Consider the following 19,943-nt stretch of genomic DNA (forward strand, 5'->3'; position numbering starts at 1 on the left):
CGGGATCCGATGCGCATGCGACCCCGGGTATCGCTTCGCTCACCCGGGCTACGGAGATGACTGCCAATAGGCGCGAACATGACCACGGCAAAAAAACTACTGCTGATCCCCGCGGCGACGGCGCTCGTCGTCACTGCTGTTCGGCTTCTGGCTATCGCCACCGCCACTGCTGCCCGGCGCCGCGTCATCGCCCCCGCTGCCGCCATAGCCCAGCACCTCGACGATCACGATCGAAGGTTGGTCATTGGGCTTGTTCGGCGCGGGTTGGCCGGCCTGCTGCGTGGCAGCGGTTGCGTTGTTGGTGACCGCGGCAAGCGTGGTGCTCGGCGTTGGCGTGAAGGCGAGGCCCGTCACGGTGCCGGTGGCCTGGACGTTGAACGCGTTGAGCACGACCAGCGCGACCAGCGTCACATCGTTGCCGCGAACGCCCGCCGCGCCAAGATCGATGGTGCCACGAGGCGCCACCAGGGTGACGTTGCTCTTGGTCGGATCCTGCCCGGGCAGCGTGACCAGCGCGGCGATGCCGGCGCCGGTGACCAACCCTTGCGGATTGATGTAGCAGTAGCCGCCGACGGTGCAGATCTCGCTGAGCGCGGGGCTCGAGACATAGGTCTTCGGTCCCGCGCCCGCGCTGATGTCGCCGTTGGCGGTGAACAGGCCGATGTCACCACCCTGCTGGGTCATGATGCGGCTCTGATTGACCAGGATAGAATCGTCAGCAAAGGCGCGGATCGTCCCGCCGCCAAGTGTCAGGATGCCCTCCTGGCTCGGCGTCAGCGTATCCAGCGAGTTGTGGCCGACGGTGATGCCGCCGCCCGGCCCGAGGATGTTGACGTCGCCGCTCATCTGGGTCTCGAGCACGGAGGCGGAGACGTTGAGCTTTCCGGTCGCGATCTTCGGCGCGGCCCTGCCGTCGACGCTCAGGCTGTTGTCGGTATAGCCGTAGCCGGCCGGGAACAGCGTGGAAATCGCCGTATAGGCGCGGGCGTACTGCCCGAAATAGGGACTCGCCGAATTCTTGTAGTCCTTGCCCACCTGGATCAGGAAATCGAGCAAGGCGCGGTTGACGAGAAGTTGCTGCCGCGCCGGCGACAGGCCCTGGAAGGTGGCCCAGGCCTGATCGCGCGACTGGCCGAGGACAGCGGCGATATCGGTGAGGAAGTCGATGCCGCCGGTGCCGGCACGCGCCGGATCGACATAGTCGGCGATCGCCGCGGCATAGTTGATGCCGGGCTTCACACCGAACAGCAGATCGAGCTCGGCTCCCTGGGACGGCAGGTAGGGCTTGAGGGGATTGGACACAGTGAACGCACCGCCGAGTGCGCTACCGTTGCCGATCGTGGCGATGCCACGGGTCGTGGTGTTCGGCGGAGAATCCGATGCCGAGAACGGACCCAAATCGTGCCCGGCCTGCAGCACGAAGGTGCCGGGGCCATAGAGAAGATAGGAGCCGCCGACCAGATCGTTGCCGGCGGCGATGCTGGTGATGTCGGCCGCGTTGTTGTTCTGGCCAATGAAATTGAAGCTAAGGTTGGCCATCGGCGTGCCGTTGCTGGTCGTCGAAACGTCTCCGCTTGGCGCGATCCCCGCGTAGATGTTGTTGCCCGCTTCGATCCGCACCGGCTTGATCAGCGTCACGGTGGTGGCAAGGCTTCCGCCTCCATCGATATTAACAGCATAGATATCCTTGCCGGCCGCGATGATCGCCGGATCGGGATCGTCCGCATGCAGCGCCCGGGTCAGGGTCGCCCACGATAGCCCGAGCGGGTTGATGGAGTTGCTGACTAACGTGGTTGAGTCGATAGCGGTCGAGCCGATGTATCGCGCGATGCTGGGATCAAGATCGGGCATCGCAAGACCCGCCCCGAGCTTGATGGAGCCGGCCGCGACGAGGTTGACGGTGCCGGTGGTGCTCGGCAGCAAGGTGCTGACGTCGGTTGTGCTGAGCGCCACGTCCCCGCTGAGTGCCGCTAGGTCAAACGTAGCTGGGAGCAGCAGCCCAACGGTCGAGGCGTCCGCAAATCCGCCGAGCTTTTGGGTGCCGCTGGTAAAGCTGCCATTGTGCGTAAAAAGCCCGCTGATCGGTGCCGGTGAGCCGGCCGCCGAAATAGTCGGGCCCGTGACGTCGCCGGTCATGCTGGTCAGCGAAATGCCGCTGCCCGGGCCATAGCTGGTGAAATAATTACTCCACGAGAAGTTACCTGAGTTTTTCGGATCAGCAGACACGCCTGGCAGATATCGTTGCACGTTCGATTGTACCCCGGCGTTGAGCGGCAACGAGGCAGGATCGTAGACGCTGCCGAGCGTCACCGAATCGCGAGCGACCAGACTGATGAAGCCGTCCTGCACCGCCAGCAGCAAAGGCAGCGCGTAGGTGCCGGTGATGGAGCTCCCGTCGTTCGTGACGCCAAGCGTCGGCAGGCCCTGGTTCAGCGGATTGCTGGTGGTGGCCTGGGCAGAGCCGCCCACCCGGATCAGGCCGGCACCGCGGCCGACCAGGAAATCGCTGCTCAGGAGGTCGCCGCCGGCGGTCACGCGGAGATTGCCGCCGCCGTAATAGGTTATCCTGGGCGGATTGGCTGCGGTGAAGCCGCCGCTGACCACCAGCGTCTCCGGCAGCGACGCGCCGACATCGATGATGTCGGCCCCCGCCGACAGGCTGATGTTGCCGCCGCCGAGCGCGCCGAAGCCCTGGAAGAAGGTGGCGTAGTTGATCCAGGCCGCGGTCTGACAGGCGACCGAGCCCGCGGCCGCGCAAGCCGCGAACGGCGTCGACGTGCCGTTCGAGAGGCCGTAATGGATGTACCAGTCGCTCCACATCTGACCGGTGGAGGCACCGGCAACGCCGGTTTGCGTTCCGTCGGCGTCGATCGGCATCTCGATGCCGATGATCGACCCGCCGGCGGTCACGGTGACCGCGCCACCGCCGGTGGCCCAGGCCGGCGCGCTGACGACCCCGTTCGGCTGGACATTGTAAAGCGCAGGCACCGTCGGCGCATTGAAATCGGCCGGCGTGGCCGTGGCGGCGCCGGCGGTATAGACCGCTCCGGGAGCCACCTGGTCACGCAGTTCGACGTTGCCGGCTGCTGTGATCGTGATCGAGCCGGTGCCGGTGCGCACGAGGGTCGGGATGTCGATCGTCGTCGACGCTCCGGGCTGTGCCAGCTTGTTCACATAGGACGTGTGGCCATCGATGGTGACGCTGCCCGTGACCGTCGGCGACTGTGACGGCAACGAAATCACGGCGTTGGGATCGACCGGCGGCGTGTTCGCGGTAAAGGCCGCGCCGGCGACGATGTCGTAGGAGAAGCTGCCCTTGCCGCTCACGGCGGCGGACATCAGTTGCGCGGCCGAAGTCGAGTTGTAGACGATGCTGAAGGTGCCCCCGACCGCGTCGTAGACCGCCGGGTTGTTGGCGATCTGGTCGGCGGGAGGGACCGCGCTTGTCGACGCGAGGTAGGTGCTCCGCACGGTGCTGTAGGCCGGCGGCGGCGCCGGCGGCGTCACCGCGACGGCGGCGAGAACACCATTGGCGTAGTCAAGTCCAGTCGCATAGTCGATGCTCCCCTGGAGAAGAAGCTCCCGGGGGAGATATGAGCCTAGTTTAGACTTGCCGCTGCTCACCAGGTTCGTGTTGATGACGCTGAGGAAATAGGCCGTCCACTTTGTGGCATAGTCTGACGTCAGGGCAACCACGTTGCCATTGCCTGAATTGAGGAAGAGGCTGCCGATACCCGTCCCCAGATTGAAGTACTCCGTCGATAGGGTCGGCGCCGCCGGAATCGCGTTGATTGACGGATTCGGCCGCTGGCTGTTGCCCCCAGCGAGCGGTATGGTGCTGGTGTAGGCGACGAAGTCGGCGTAGGACAACACGATGCCGCCGTGCGCCGAAACGCCCGTCGACGGATTGATCCCGTTGACATTGACCCCGATCAGTTCCGTCTCGTAGGCGCGGAACATCCTCAGATACTGGGAATAGTACAGATTGTACTGATCGGCCACCGCAGGATCGTCTGCCGTAATGACCGCCGGCGCTGCCAGCTTGAACTGTAACCTAAGCGCGTTGTAGGCGGCACTCGACATCCCGAAGAATGCCGCGCTGGGTGAGGCTATGGGCGCTGAGGGGCCCGACCATGAGCCATTGGTCTTGACCAGGTAGTCAGCGATCCCGCTCGAATCATAAACCAGATTGTTGCCGTCCGGGAACATGCCGAGGTACGACTGATAGAGGCTCGAACTGACCTCGCTCGCGTAGAGCGAGGCCGCGTCCGTGGCGCGCGGGGGCGTGTAGTTGACAAAGAATCCGTCGCTCACAGTCGCGTTGATGTTGACGTTGTTCTTCGCTTGCAGGAGCAGCGAACCCGGCTCACCGCCGCTCGTGGTGCGGTACACCAGTGAAACGTGCCCGGACGCATCGACACTGCCGGCGCCCAGATTCCAGTTGCTGGCGACCGTGATGTTGCCGTTGTTGACATCGAGGCTCGGATTGATCAGATCGATCTCGGGCCGTACGTGCATGCCGCCGAAGCTCGCTCCGCCTGCCGCAGGTGTCACGGCGACGTTCCGGACGAAGCTTGCCAGCGTATCCTGATAGAACCCGATGTGATCGTCATTCGGCGTCGTGACGATGAAGACGCTGCCGGTCGCCAGCGGCGTCTGCGGGGTCGGCGCCGCGATCGGGTTGCCGTTCTGATCGGTCGTATTGCCTTTCTGATCGGTGCCTGGCAGCGGATTGCCGGCCGCGTCGAACCATCCGGCCGGATCGATGATGCCGTCGAAATGCTTCGTGCCGGTCGAGCTGTCGGTGGTGCTCCACACCGCGTAGGGGTTGAGCACGACACCCTTGCCGATCGGATTGCCGCCGGCATCGACCACGCCGGCGACGCTGCCGCGGAAATCGACGTTGACGGTGTTGTTGGTGAGGATGGGCGCGCGGATAATGACCGAGCCGCCGGCATTGTTGATGTTCGGTCCACCCGGGCCGCCGCTGACGTCGAACGTCGCGCCTGCCGCGACACTGATCGTGCCTGACGTTGTGATGTTCTGGTAGCCGTAGGTGGAATTGACGGAGCCATCTGCGGCCGGCGTTCCCGTGGTGCCCAGCGTGATGGTGCCGCCGGTCTGCACCAGACTGGCAGCCGCGTAGGCGGGATCGGACGGATCGCCAGCCGCGTAGGATGCGTTGAGGACCGCACCACCGCCGATGGAGACGCCACCGGCGGTGACGCCGTTGCCGGTGACACCGGCGCCATAAAGCGAGATCTGACCGCCGCTCGGCCCGCTCGCATCGATGGTGCCGTTGACGATCACGCTGCCATTATTGGCAACCAGCAGAACCTTGCCGGAGTTGAGCGTCTGGCCGGCCTCGATGCGGATGTCGCCATTGCCGAGACGCATCGAGAAGCTGCCCGTGAACACGCCAAGCGGCAAGCCGGCAGCTCCACCGAGGTTTGCTGCCTGCAGCGTGAAATTGCCGCCGAGATCCTTGAACGCGGCGCTGCCGTCAAGGGTGCCGTCGAGCGTCGCGGCGTTCGCAGCCAGGATCGACAGCGAGCCGGCAAAGCCGTGGCCTGCCCCGGCAACATTGACGGTGGCGCCCTGCCCGATGATCACGTTGCCGGCCGTTGACGCGAGTTGTACATCGCCGCCCGGCGCGTCCTGAACCACGTCGACGATCGTGATGCGCGAACCGGACGCGTCGATCGACGCTCCGCTGCCGAGCACCACGTCGCCGGCGGTCGCGGTCAGGCTGACCTTGCCCGACAGCGCCTGGATCGTCGCAGTGTCCGTGATGGACGCGCCCGTGATGGCGAGAGCTCCGCCGATATTCGAAGCGACGCTGGCCGGCTTGGTGCCCGCGGCGGTGAGCAGGCTCACAGTGCCCAGCGTGCTCAGCGATTGAGTGGCACCATTATTGACCGTGATCGCCGGAGCGGACAGCACCATGTTCGCAGCGCCACCGCCGCCACCCGAGATCGTCACGACGGGAATACTTGAATAGCCGGTACCGGCGTTGGTCAGCGTCACGCCGGTGACGGCGCCGCCGGACACGGTGGCCGTGGCGGTCGTGCCGGATCCACTGATGCTGATGGTCGGGCTAGCCACGTATCCATCACCCGGATTGGTCAGGTTGATTCCGGTCACGTTGACGACAGCCTGCGTCTTCGTGCCAGCGCCCCCAGCATTGGCGAAGGAGAACGTCGGCATGCTGGTATAACCGGATCCCGGATTGGTGACGGTCACGCCGACCACGCCGAGCGACGCGGTGAAATCCGCGCTGCCGTCGCCCGTCGCGCTATCGACCGAGACGAAGTCGATATAGCCGGGGAAACCGGCCCCCGACGCGGTCATCTTGACGCCGGTGATTGCGCCGTTGGAATTGACGATGGCCGTGCCGGTCGCAATCACCGGGTTTCCGTTGTTGTCGGTTCCGAACACCGTGACCGGATCGCCGTTGCTGTAACCCGAACCGCCGCTGACGACGGCAAGGCTGACCACGCCAAGCGACGCAACGGCCTCCGCGCCGGATCCACCCCCGTCCGAGACAATCACGTCCGGGATTCCGGTATAGCCACTGCCGGGATTCGCGATCGTTATTCCGCCGATATTGAACGTCAGAGCCGCAGCCGCGACCGACGCAGAATCCAGCGTGCCGTTGCCGCTGAACGCAACAGCCTTGCCGGCGTTGAAGTAGACCTGGCTGAAGCCGCCGAGGTGCTTGGTGCCGACATCCTCGGTGATAACCTGTGAAGCATTGAGAATGAGCGTGCCGCCGGCGCCGGTGATGCCGGTGCCGGTCGCGCCACTGGTGTTGGCGAGATCGATATTGGTGGCGTTGACGGTGGTGTTGCCGCCCTGGCCGTACAGCCCGGCGCTGTCGAAGGTCAGCGTGCCGATCGGATGCGCGGCGTCACCGATCTGCAAGCCGTTGGCGTCGTAGAGATTGGTCACGGTCGCGCTGCGCAGCCGGACCGAGACCGCGTCGTTGAAATTCGCGAGGACCGCGGAGTTCAGCACGATGCCGCTGCTGCCGCCGCCAATGTTGATGACCGATCCGGCGATGTCGTAGTTCCGGGCGTTCAGGATCGCGTCGGAGGCGAGCGTGCCACTGCCGCTGGTGTCGAGCGTCAGCGCGTTGCCGCCGTCGATGACCGCGCCGGCACCGACCGAGAAGGCGCCGAGCGGCGTCGAGCTGGTCGGCGGCGGACCATTGCCGGTATATTGGCCCGGCACATAGAGGCGGCTGACCTTCGCCGTGTTGCCATTCGAGACACGCAGCAGCGCGCCGTCGCCGCTGGCGAAGACATAGCTGCCATCGGGCTGTTGGACCGGCAGCGCGCCGATCGTGATGTCGCGGTCGGTGCCATCAGGCACGCTGCCGACTGCCCTGACGACACTGCCGTCACCAATGACAAGACCTCTGCCGGTGACAAGCCCCCCGTCACCGGCAAGCGAGACAAGAAGCAGTTCCGGCCCGGTCAACGGATGCGCCGCGTCGGTCAGGACCTCGAGATTGAGCGCGCCGGCGGTGATGTTCTGTGCGCCGTTGACGACCTGAGCGGTGCCGCCGATCAGCACCGAGGACGCCCCAAGGCGGCTGATCTGGTCTGCATCGAGCACGAGGTAGTTCGTCTCGTCCGTGCAGCCGGCGGCGCTTCCTCCAACGCAATCGCCGGCTGGCACCGCCTTGTCAGAAGCGAGGATCAGGATGTTCCTGCCGCTGATCTGCACCTGACCACCGCCGCCGACGAGACCCGGCGCGAGATCGCTGGTACCCGGCGAAAACCGGTTGGTGCCGGCAAGATTGAGCGAATTGATCGCGCCAAGCACCAGCACGCCGCCGTCGATCGGCAGCGGCGGCGGAGCGTTGCCTGCGGCAAGCGCCTGGTTGCGGAAGTAGGTCGTGCCCGAGGTAATGTCGATGCGGGAATATTGCGACCAGACCGACTGCGACTGCAACTGGAACACCGCCGATTGCGACGAGCGCGCGCCGGTCAGTGTGTTGCCGAGTGTGGCGAGGACGTATTGCGAGCCGTCCGGGCTGGAGGTGTTCGCGGCCGTATTCGGATTGACGTTGTTTGCCACCTGCACAACGCGGTAGGCGCCGGGCAGCGTTGCGTACATTCCGGGCAAGAGCGTGTAGGTGCCGGCTGGGATGCCGCTGCCGGCACCGATGGTCACCGACTGGCCCGGCGCGATCCCGTTCGCGAACGGCTGCGCGGTTCCCGCAGGGACCGCGGTCGAACTGATGCCGGCCGGCACCACCAGGCCGGAATAGTAGGGCCCGAAGGCGAAGGTGGGGTCGTAGGCTGCAACGCCGGCAGAGTAGGTCGGGACCAGGGCATAGACCTGGCGGCCGTCAGCGTATGTCGGTGTGAAGGTGCCGCTGGCGGGGTTCTGCTGGTAGGTCGTGAGCACATTGCGGTTGCCACCGCTGCCCGCCACGAATTCGGTCGCATAGATGTCGCCGCCGCCGTTGAGATCGAGCACAGCGCCGGACTGGGTCGCCACATTCGTGCCGAACAGGCTGATCGACTTGCTCGGCGGCGCGGCGAGTACCGGCACGACCTTTGCAGCGTTGGAGCCGCCGAGCGCGCCCTGGTACCAGGTGGCGCCGTCAACGGTATAGCCGTCAGGAATAACGAGGCCCGCGGCAGACACCGAGGTCAAGCTGCCCGCGGCCAACGTCACGCTCTCGGTCGACGTAACGGCTTGCTGGGTAAGGTCGAAGGTAGTCGCCTTCTTGATCGCATTGCCGATCTGAGCAGGAATATCGCTGGCCGTCCGCACGCCCAGAATGATATTGCCGAGCGGCGCCCACAGCGTGCCGCCCTGCACGATGGTCTGCGCACTGAGCACGATACTTCCGCCGGCCGAGAGCGGCGCTGTCGGCACGCCATTCTGCGCGATGGTGATGGTGCTGAAGGATGGCGCGCCGGTCGACATCAAGAGGAAAGCCGTATCGCTGACCGGATAAATTTCCGCGGCGCGCAATGTGAGATTACCTGGAACGAGCAGCGCCCCGCCGAAGATCGACTCTCCTCCGCCAATGCTACCGTCGATGAAGCCATAGTAGTTCGGCAGCAGGCGGATAGCGCCGGTGCTGGTGAAGTTCGCGTTGCCGACATTGTCGAGCCCAATTCCGCGCTCGAGGTCGATCCATTGCGCATTCACGTTCAATACGCCGCCGCCGGCAGCCGGCACGATCGCCCCGTTGCCCCCGTCGCCGCCGACCACACGAACGTAGCCCGCGTTCAGATTGACGACGGACGCGTCGGCAAGCACAAAGTGCCCGGTTCGGGTATACAGTGTCAGCGCGCCGGGGATCGCCACATTGACCGAACCGTCGAACGCAATGGTTTGAGCATTCAGTGTCACGGAATCGAAACTGCTGTTGCTCAGCGTATCGGCGCCAATAAACGCGCCTGGGGCCGCCGACATGCCGGGAGCCGGCAGGTTCGTTGCGACCATGCCGGGCTGCTCCACGACGATGGTGTCCGGCGTCGGCGGGGCTCCGACCGCGTTTCGATTGATGACACCGACCGTCAGGCTGCCGCCGGCCGCAAGCGGCGCGCCGCCGGCCGCATTGACGTTGCCGGCAAAATAGATGGTCGTGCCGGACAATTGCAGACTACCGCCATTGCTCCAGGCCGCCTGCCCGACAAAGCCCCGCGCGGAAGCGCCCTGGGGTACCTGGATCAGGTTGCTCTCCGCCATCGCGGCAGCGCCTTGCAGATTGAACAGTGCCCCCGGCTCCGCCACCACGGTCGTGGCCAAGAGCGAGATCGTGCCGCCGTCGCGCACCGTGCCTGTCGAATAGGTGATCACCTGCGGATTGGGCACGAATACGCCGCTCACATCGAGCACGGCGGTCGCGCCGATACGCACCTCCGTACCTGTTGCGGTGATGCTGCCTGCGGGCGCGACAATGCTGCCGAGAATATTGGTCGCGACAGCATTCACCGTGACCGTGGCCAGCGGATCGGTGACGATGGCAGCGCCACGATCAACCAGAACATTCGTGCCACCCAGCGACAGGCTGACCGGCTTGCGCAAGCCATCGGGCAGCAGTCCCAAGGACGCGAAGTCGCGCACCCGCGCGCCGGTCGGAATCTTCACCTCGCGGCCCGAGGGCACGGCGGTCGGCTGTTGCTGCAATAGCAGCTGCGTACCGGCCGTGATCGCGACGCCACCATACGCGTCGGTCAGGGCGTACTGAGAGAAGCCGCCGCTGGTGAAGAATGAGGGCGGCAGAACGAGTTGGCCGGCCTTCGCGTCCGACACGCTGAAACCCACGACCGGCATTCCAGTGGAGGTTGCGATGGCGCTGGCCGCCGCGCTGGACAGATACGATGTGACCTCAGCGGTCGCACCGTCGACCGCAATGGCCGACGCCTGCAGCGTCAACGTCCCGCCGCCATCGAAGCCACCCGCGTAGATGGTGCCGCCGAGCAGCACATTGGCCTGATCGGGATAGTTGATCGTGCCGTCAGGATTGGTGCCGTGTGGAACGACGTTAAAGGGGTTTTGCCCTTCTCCGCGAGCAGGATAATTAATAAGACCATAGGTAACCAGCGAAACGCTGCCGCCCTTGCCGATCGGGAGGCCGTCGGATCCGGTTTTGAGCTTGCCCAAGGTGTCGACATAGCCGCCGCCGGATACGTCGATTACGCTGCCAGGCGCAACCACGATGCTCTGGGTGACGTCGATAAAGACACCCTCACCTCCGTCCGGCCCGTTGCTGGCAGCATACGTTTTGATATCCACGCTGCCGCCATTGACATAGGCGCGTCCTTCGAGCTGATCGGACAATAGGCCGGTGTCGTTGACCCAGCGACCACGTACGTCGAGCACCGCATGAGGTCCGATAACCAAGGCCGGGACAGGTGGAAGTTGTGGCTTGTTGGCAAGATAGGTGAAGCCGGTGAGGCTGATCTGGCCCGCGGGCGCGCTGAGCGTGCCGTCGATGGTGGCGACGCCGTCCAGCGCAATGCTGCCGCCGGGACGCACCGACAAGGTGGCATTCGTCGCTATGTCGAGCCGTTGCGCGCCCTTGATCGAGATGGCGCCGAACGACGAATTGGACAGTACATCGGTGAAGATCGGGAACACGCCGTTGACGAGCGCGGGCGACCAGTTCGAAGCATTGGCAAGGTTCAAGCTGCCGAGACCATAGGGATCCGGTCCGACGTCGGCCTGCGGCGCGAGCACCACATTGTTCTGGTTGACGCTGCCAGCCCCCGCCGTGAATGTGATGCTCAGCGACGCGCCCTTCGGCATCTGGTCGGCCGGTGCGAGATTCGACGATCCCGCCAGCGCACGCTGGCGGCTGCCCGCCACCACATTGCCGATGATGTCGTTGACGATCGGATTGATGGCCGCGACGGTGACCGAGCCGGCATTGGCGCCGGTGATGTAGCTCGCCTCATAGTGCGTATTGCTGCTGCCGCCCCATGGACTGAGATAGACTTCGGTCAGTTTCGTATCGACGACGCCATTGACCTTGTGCAGGATGGTGAAGCCGCTGACGCCGACATAGGCGATGCTGGGATCGGCGCGGCCGATGTCGTAGATGCGCCCGTCGGCACCCAGCAGGCGGGTGGTGCTGATCATGCCGCCGGCGTACTGCACGTAGCCGGCCGACACGTTGATGGTCGCGCCCGGCTGCTGAACGACATTCTTTCCCGACGTCGTGAAGTTGCCGCCGACGGTGAGGATCTGGTCGATGCTCTGCGGGATCAGGCCGACATAACCGGCCGCGTTGAGCAGCGGCGAGCCGACCCATTGCACGCCGTCGGCGCGGGTGCCGCTGAGGCGCGCATCGATGGTGACGGTCTTGCCGATCAGGCTTTGAGCGAGCGGGCTGTCGGCCACCTCGGCCGCGGTGACAAGGATGCTGATCTGGTTGATCGACATCGGCAGCGTCACGCCGGCGATGCCGGAGAGATCGATGGTGCTGCCCTGCTCGAGCAGGACCGTGCCGAGAACACTGTCGGCGCCGATCGTCAGCGCGGCGCCCGGCGCTTTGACCAGGGCACCGGCGCCGCCCGCGCCGCTGCCCTGCACGTCGACGCTGCCCACCGCCGTGATATTGATCTGCGGCTGCAGCACGGTCTGGAAGTACGGCGCGTTGCTGGCGCCATTCGCTGACGTCGGTGTATTGAGCGTCGCCGTCGGCAGCGTTCCGCTGGTCTCATCCGGCAGGATCGCCGTGAGGCTCGCCGACCCCAGCACGATATTGCCGTCGGCGCCGGACGCGCAGCCGCCTTGCACGCAGGTCGTATTCAGGCTGATTGAGCCGGTGCGCGTGGTGGCAGTGGTGGCGACGATGCCGCCGAGCTGGTTGATCGATCCGCCCGCCAGCGTGACCGCGCCCGAGCTGGACGAAAGCAAGCCGGAGGCTTCGTTGGTGACCAGCCCGCCGCCGGCCAGGACCCGCATCGCCGTCCGGGTGCCGACGGCAGTGGACAGTGGCGTGACCAAGGTGACGTTACTGTCCGCGGCCAGGATGATTTGGCCGTTCCTGGTGGTGATCGCACCGGCGTTGCTGACGCCGCCATCGGCAAGCAGCGCGACATAGCCGCCATCGCCGTTCGCGCTCAGCTTGCCCGTTGTATCGATGATAGCGCCGGGCTGAACCGTGACCTTTCCACCGTTCCCCTGGTTGAAGATCGCGGCTCCCGACGCATTTGCTGTGGTGATGTTCGCGGCTGTCGGGACGTCGCTGAGCAGCGAGAACAGTCCGCTCTGCACGAATCCCTGATAGTTGCTGCCGCTCAGCTTGGACGGAAGGTCCAGCGTCGAGGCGATCAGGGTGTGGACATTGATCTGGCTGGTGCCGCCGAAGATGATGCCGTTCTGGTTGATCAGATAGACCGCGCCGTCGGCCTTGATCGATCCCAGAATCTGGCTTGGCACCCCGGTCGACGCAATCTTGTTGAGCGCCGCCCAGTTCGCGTTGCCCTGCTGATTGAAATTGACGGTCGTGTCCCTGCCGACATTGAACGATTGCCAGTTCAGCACCGCCTGGGGCTGAGTCTGGTCGATATTGACCGTGGCCTGGCCGCCGCTGCTGGTTTGCGTCGGCGTGTTGGCGCCGACCCAGTTGGTGACGGGATTGGCAACGCCGGATGCGGCAAGGCCGCTGCTCGGCACCAGGCCGCCGACGTTGAGACCGTTCGGCACCGCACTCGGCGTGCTCGCTGCAAGCCCGCGCGCGACGCTCTGGGCCGCCTGCAATGCCTGGATCGCCTGCGCGGCGCGCGTCATCGACGCTTGCGTGTTCTGCGCGGCCTGCTGCGCCTGCTGTGCGGCGGCCTGCGCCGCGCTGACCGCCGCCTGCGTGGCCGCGGTGCTCACGCCGCCCCACGTGCCGAACGGGCGCGCCGCCGCAGGTGAGCCCATTGCGATTGCGATCGAACTTGCACCTGCGAGCAACAGGCCACGGCGCGAGGTCGAGCGGGAGAGCGAATGCATGCGGGCCTTCCAATGCAGCATGTGATGCGAAACAATCATCACGCAACAACGCACCGGCCAGCCTGCAACCAGTTGGCCTGATGCCGACAACTCAATGAAAAGCGCACAACCCAACCGGCGCGGCCGCCCCCGGGCGGACACGCCCGACAGTTCGGGACGCCTCTCCTGGTCCTAAGACAGTTTGAGAAGGGCTAACGCGAAGCGATTTCGCAAAAAAGTTTTAACCTCGCGATGGAACTCAACCTCGGCGTGAACCTGCAAATTCACCCGACCGACCAAAAACAGCGCCGAGTCAATTGCTTGGCGATGCTGCCTTGGTCTGCCGGATCGGCCGCTCGACGGGCTTCGGGGGCTTCACCGCGCCTGTGAACAAGGCGAAATCCACCGAGCGCTCCCCCTGCGTGAGAACGAGCCGGCGCGGCTCGATCCGCTCGACCTTCCAGCCGCTGACGTCGTCACCCGTACGCACGCGCACCACCTTGTCGCCTTTGCCCGCGGCGCGGATGGCGGCTTGGCCGTCGCCGTTCTCGCTGACGATCCCGAGCACCACCACGCTCGGCGGCGGTGGCGGTGGCGGCGGCGGTTCCTGCCGCGCCACTGGCGCGACCGGTTTGGCCGGCGGCCGCCGCACCGGCGAGAACAGCGGCTTGTCCTTGGTTGCGCTCAGCTGTTCCAGCGGCTGGAGTTCCACCGGATTGTTGACGATGACCTCGTTACCCGCCGGCGCATCCGCAGTGCGAGCAAGCTGCGGACAAAGACAAAGCACAACGACCATCAACATTTGCAATGCGATCGACATATGTCTGCTGTCCATTTGTCCGCGTGCACCAACGTCGACGGATCGTCATCACCGCGTGCGACAATCAAACTGCGCCAGGAGCGTGCGTGTTGCAAGCCTCCTCGGCACTCGGCACGCAAAGTGCCACGCATCGCAAACTGTATGCGTCAACTCTGTGAAGGTGAATCACAGCTGGGCATTGTCGCTATGCGCGTCGCGCCAGAGCCGCTGTTACGACCGCGTCATCCAAGCCGCACACACTCCCGGCGTGCAGTAGACGGCTTCTTGCCGACGCTGCGGCTTCCAATCGACACCAAGACCGTCGAGACGAAACACATCGGTATCAAAGACGTGGCGTCATGCGTTCGAGTCGCATCCGTGCCGGCCTCACGCCGCTGCTGCTCGGCGCCCTGTTCCTGGCGCTGGATTGTATTTTGACGTGCAGTACCGGATCCGGGCAGGCGCTCGCCGGGTGTGAGCTACGCTCGCACGACGGTGCGATCAAGCGCGTGGTCCAGATCGAGCTCGACAACGTTCACCTGCGCCGCGACAACCCGAACGTACCCTCGGACCTCGAGCAGATGCCGCATTTGCGCGACTTCCTCACGCGCGACGGCCTCATCGCTGGCAACCATCAGACCTCGCCGCTGGCACAGACGGCGCCCGACGCCCTCACCATCCTGACCGGTTTGCATGGCGACCGCATGGGCGTACCGATCGGCAACAGCAGCGCTGCGTTCCGCAGCGACGGCAGCGTCGGCCTTGCCACCGCCTTCGCCTACTGGACCGCGAGCAGCGGCGACGGCAAGCCGCTGATGCTGGCTGACACTGGCAGGACCGTGCCCGCGCCCTGGGTACCGTTCACCGCCGCCGGTTGCGACGTCGGCGCGTTCGCAACGACCGGCCTGACGCTGCAGCAGATCGGCCCCGAGATCGTGGCCACACTCGGCGCCTCCGACGCGCTCGCCGCGGTCAGCGATCCGCGCAAGGCACGCACCGATATCCTTGGCGTCGCCATCCATTGCGCCCGCGGCAGCGCGTTGTGCAGCAACGCCCACGCGCGTTCCGATCAGTTGCCCGATGAACCCGGCGGCTACGTCGGCTTCAGCGCGCTGTTTGGCAATCGTCATGTGCAGCCGGTGATCTCGCCGGACGGCCCGGTAAGGGACCTGGACGGCGATATTATCGACGACGACGCCGGCCATCCAGGCTTTCCCGGGGCATCGGAGACGACGGCCGCGCAATCGCTCGGCTATGCCGCGGCGATGCTGGAAGCCGGCGTACAAGTAGTCTATGCCGGGATCGGTGACGCACACAGGCCGTCCGCGGCGCGCCGGCGCGCCCTCGGCCCCGGCGAACGCGACCATGTCGCAAGGCTCGCCGCGGACGACGCCGCCTTCAAGGCCTTTCTCGACCGGCTCGCCGCAAGCGGGATCACCGCGCGCAATACGCTGTTCATCGTCGTGCCAACGGGCAACGACCGCTTTGCCGGCGGGCCGCCCAGCCCCGCCGGGTGCGATGGCCTTGCGGTGCCTTGCAGCTACGGGCCGATCGGCGCGATCGGCATCGCCATCGATCGACTGCTCGCCACCGAGCGGCGCAATGTCACCGCATTCGACGTCCAGGCCGGCAACGCACCGCCGTTCTACATCCGCGGCAATCCGCTCCCCGGCGATCCGCTCACGCGCACGCTCGCGCAGGACGTCGGCAAGCTCAGCGTCATCAACCCGGTGACCGGCAAGAGCGATCGCCTGACGTCGATGGTCGCCGATCGTGCGCAGATGCAGCTGATGCACATGGTCACGGCGAGCCCCGCGCGCACACCGCATATCATCATGTTCGCCGATCCCGATTACGTCATCCGGACCGCCGTCAGCCGCGCCGACTGTGCGCAGCCGCCGGCCTGCGTTGCGGTCAATCCGGACACGCCGTGGGTGCGCGGCGACATCGCGCAGATTCTGGGCGGCAGCTGGTTCGGCATGGCTGGCCCTGGCGTCGCGCACATCGGTGAGACGACAGACATTGCATCGCACCAAGCGGATCTGCGGCCCACTTTACTGGCACTGCTGGGCCTGACCGACCGCTATGTCCACGACGGCACCGTGCTTGTGGACGCACTCGAGGCGGGAGCGCTGCCAACGGAGCTCGCAAACGATCGCGAGACCTACATGGCGCTGGCGCGCGCCAGCAAGACCATCAATGATCCGCTCGGGCAGCTCGGACGCAACAGCCTTGCCTTTGCGACCCAGGCCATCAAGGGCGGCGATACCGGCTATCAGCGCTATCTCGGCGCGATCGGCGCAATCACCGCCAGGCGCGACGCACTGACACGCGAGATCAACGCGCAGCTCGATGACGCAGCTTTTTCGCATCAGCCGATCAATCCGTCTTACGCCCGTGCACTGATCGGTCGCACCGAGGCACTGGTCAACGAGGTCGAGGAGCTCGCCGGCAACAGCCTGGCTCCCGCCGATCGTCCATGGAAGGCGGCAAGCGATGCCCATTGACAATAGGACTGCCGCTGGCACCGCCATCCAGCACAGCGGACAAGGGAGAACCATCGTGCAATGTCTTCAACGGTTCGGTCTCCCGCGCGTGATATCGATTGCCGCGGCAGCCGGCACATGGCTTGCGTTCGCCGGCCTGCTCGGCGGCTGCATGATGGACAAGGGCATTGACTTGCCTGGTCGCGATCAGGTCACGGACCCGATCCGCGATGCCGACTTGCGCGCGCGCTGGACCGGCCCGGTCGGCGGGACATCCGGCGCAACGACGTCCGCGCGGACGCAGCCCATGGTGTTTCCGGGCGCCGATCAGGATCTCGCGCCGCCGCTCACGCAGCGAGACGCCGCTGCGGCGGCAACGACGCACATGGCAAGCGCGGTTGACGGCGACGTCATCGCCGAAGGCGGCGGTATCGAACTGAACTTCGACAATGCCGATATTCCAACGGTGGTGAAATCGGTGATCGGTGATAGCCTCGGATTGAACTACGTCGTCGACCCGCGTGTACAGGGCGTGATCACGCTGGCCTCCGCGCAGCGGATTCCACGCAAGGACGTGTTGCCGATCTTCGAGAGCGTGCTGCGAATGTCGAATGCGGCGCTGCTGCGCGAAGACAATTTGATCCGCATCGTGCCGCTGCCGGAAGCCGCGGGCGCCGGTATCTCGGTCATCGGCGCGGGACAGCCGGGCTACGGCGTCTCGATCGTACCGTTGCGCTTTGTATCCGCTGCGGCGATCGGCAAGACGGCGGAAAGCTTCCTTTCGCGGCCCGGTGCTGTGCGGGTCGATCAGGCGCGCAACGTGCTGCTGATCCAGGGTACCGCTTCCGAGCGCCAGGCTGCGCTCGGCGTCATCGGCACGCTCGACGTGGAATGGCTGCGCAACCAGTCGGTCGGGCTCTATCCGCTGAAGTCGACCGCGCCCGAGACCATGATCCGCGAACTCGAAAAAGTGTTCGACACTGCCGATGGCGGACAAGGACAGGGCGTGATCAAGTTTCAGCCGGTGTCGCGCATGAACGCGGTGCTGGCGGTGAGCAAGAACAGCAAGGTGCTGGACCGCGCTACCCAATGGGTGCGGCGGCTGGACCGGTCCGACCCGACCGGCACGACGGTGCGAGTCTACAGCCTGCGCTTCGGCAACGCGCGCAGCATTGCCCGCATCCTCAACGAGATGTTCGTTGGCCGCACCTCGCAATCAGCCGGTGACAGCCAGACCAGCCCGACCGCGCCGGGGCAGAGCGGAACGACATCGCGTATCGACTCGCTCGGTGCCGGCGCGCTCAGCAGCAGCAACAATTCGACGACGACCAACCAGGGCGGCACCGACACTTCGGGCAACGCCAATCGCGGCGGCGCGGCCCAGGTTGGATTCTCCGATCGCAAGGACGACGACCAGGATATGGCAGGGCCCGGCGGCGGGACGGGGCTGGGCTCCCTTCCGCGCGGCATATTTCAGAATGTCCGCGTCACCGCCGACAAGTCGACCAATGCGATCATGGTCTACTCCAACCAGGAGGATTATCTCGTGATCGAGCGGGCGATCGAGTCGCTCGATCGTCCGCGGCTGCAGGTCGCGGTCGATGCCATGGTCGCCGAGGTCACGCTCACGGACCAGCTGCAGTATGGCGTGCAGGCCTATCTGACCAGCGCCAACGCCGGCGCCGGTCCCGACAAGGGGTCGGTCGGCCTGTTCGGGGCCGCGCAGTCGGCCGCGCAAACTGCACTGCTCGCCCGCGTATTGCCCGGCTTCAACCTGCTGCTCGGTGCCGAGGCCAACCCGAAGCTGGTCCTCAATGCGCTTTCCACCTTGACCGCGGTCAAGGTGTTGTCGGCTCCGTCACTCGTGGTCGCCGACAACGAGCCGGCGATCCTCGAGGTCGGCGACCAGGTACCGATCTCGACCGGCAGCACCGTCACCGGTCTGAATGTGGTGAGCAGCATCAGCCGGCAGAACACCGGAATCATCCTCAAGGTGCTGCCACATGTGCATCCAAACGGATCGATCGAGCTCGAGATCGAGCAGGAAGTCTCCAATGTGGTCAATCCGGGCGGCTCGAGCGCCCAGAACCTGACGCCCACCATCTCGCAGCGGCGGATCCATTCGACGGTCGGCACCAGCAGCGGCCAGACCGTGCTGCTTGGCGGCCTGATCAAGGAAGACGACGAGCGCTCGGTGGCCGGACTGCCCGGCCTCAACCAGATCAAGTATCTCGGCGACCTGCTCAGCCAGAAGAGCGACACCAAGCTCCGCTCGGAGATCATCGTCTTCGTCACGACGAAGCTGGTGCGTAACGGTCACGACGCCCAGGTCGTTGCCGAGGAATTCCGCGAGCGCCTCGACAGCATGCGGCGCGCACCGACGACCTTCGATGCGCAGGCGGCAGCGCCGGCTGTCGCTCGCAAATGAGACGAAGGCCGAGGCCGCCGATGGCGATGGTCTCATCCATACTGAGGGTCCTGGGAGCAGCGATCTTCAGTACGGCTGCGACCGCTGCCGAGTTGGGCAGCGTGACACTGAAGGGCGACGTCACCATTGTCGCACTCAGCGGCGACGTAGCGGGGGGTGACACCGAGGCCGCGGAAGCACTGATCAAGGCCGCCAATGACGACAACCGTCTGATCTCGGCCATACGGCTCGATTCACCGGGCGGCAGCCTCGCCGAGGCGGTGAAGCTCGCCGGCCTGATCCGCAGGGCGAAGCTGCCGACCATCGTCGCGGCCGGATCGCGCTGTGCATCGGCCTGCTTCATCGTGTTCGCGGCGGGAAACGAGAAATTCGCGAGCTATGAGGCCGCGATCGGCGTCCACGGCGTGTCTGACAAATTCGGCCACGAAACCGCGCAGACCGAAGAGGCGACCATCGCCATGGCCCGCGTCGCAAGCGGGTTCGGCGTGCCGCCTCACATCATCGGACAGATGGTGACGACGCACGCCCACGAGATCGCGTGGCTGACGCCCGACGATCTGCGTGCCATGGGCGCCATCATGACCGATCGACCGGGACGCCACGTCCCGCCGCCAGCATCGCCTGACGATCGATGGCTTGCCGGGCTCGATACTCAATTGGAAGACAGAACGACGAATTCGCAACCGGCCGGTCAACACTCACCTGAGGCCGCAGGCAAACCCGGCCGACACGCATTGCCTGGGCAAAGAAGATAAGCCGCGTCCTCGCAGCAGCA

At 65.5% G+C, this 19,943-nt stretch carries 5 protein-coding genes; 3 read left to right on the top strand and 2 right to left on the bottom strand.

Going from position 1 to position 19,943, the window contains the following annotated elements:
* Nucleotides 1–96: 96 nt before the first annotated feature.
* Together ABIB78_RS31375 and ABIB78_RS31380 are read right to left on the bottom strand one after the other, a co-directional pair.
* Nucleotides 97–13,476, bottom strand: coding sequence for a filamentous haemagglutinin family protein (locus ABIB78_RS31375; protein WP_429031692.1), 13,380 nt, complete (start codon nucleotides 13,474–13,476; stop codon nucleotides 97–99).
* Nucleotides 13,477–13,768: 292 nt separating this feature from the next.
* Nucleotides 13,769–14,251 carry a hypothetical protein gene (locus ABIB78_RS31380; RefSeq protein WP_429031694.1) on the bottom strand — a complete coding sequence of 161 codons (483 nt, stop codon included), beginning with the start codon at nucleotides 14,249–14,251 and terminating at the stop codon, nucleotides 13,769–13,771.
* A gap of 362 nt (nucleotides 14,252–14,613) precedes the next feature.
* On the opposite strand from ABIB78_RS31380, the gene ABIB78_RS31385 reads away from it, so the two are divergent.
* Genes ABIB78_RS31385 through ABIB78_RS31395 form a run of 3 tightly spaced genes read left to right on the top strand, consistent with a single transcriptional unit; the run spans nucleotide 14,614 to nucleotide 19,923 of the window.
* Nucleotides 14,614–16,761 carry a hypothetical protein gene (locus ABIB78_RS31385; RefSeq protein ID WP_429031696.1) on the top strand — a complete coding sequence of 716 codons (2,148 nt, stop codon included), beginning with the start codon at nucleotides 14,614–14,616 and terminating at the stop codon, nucleotides 16,759–16,761.
* A 55-nt stretch (nucleotides 16,762–16,816) separates the two neighbouring features.
* A complete protein-coding gene (gene gspD / locus ABIB78_RS31390; RefSeq protein ID WP_429031698.1) occupies nucleotides 16,817–19,168 on the top strand; it encodes a type II secretion system secretin GspD in 2,352 nt (783 codons plus the stop codon).
* A 20-nt stretch (nucleotides 19,169–19,188) separates the two neighbouring features.
* Nucleotides 19,189–19,923 carry a hypothetical protein gene (locus ABIB78_RS31395; protein ID WP_429031701.1) on the top strand — a complete coding sequence of 245 codons (735 nt, stop codon included), beginning with the start codon at nucleotides 19,189–19,191 and terminating at the stop codon, nucleotides 19,921–19,923.
* The last annotated feature ends 20 nt before the right edge of the window (nucleotides 19,924–19,943 follow it).

Source organism: Bradyrhizobium sp. I1.14.4 (assembly GCF_050435825.1).
Lineage (GTDB): Bacteria > Pseudomonadota > Alphaproteobacteria > Rhizobiales > Xanthobacteraceae > Bradyrhizobium.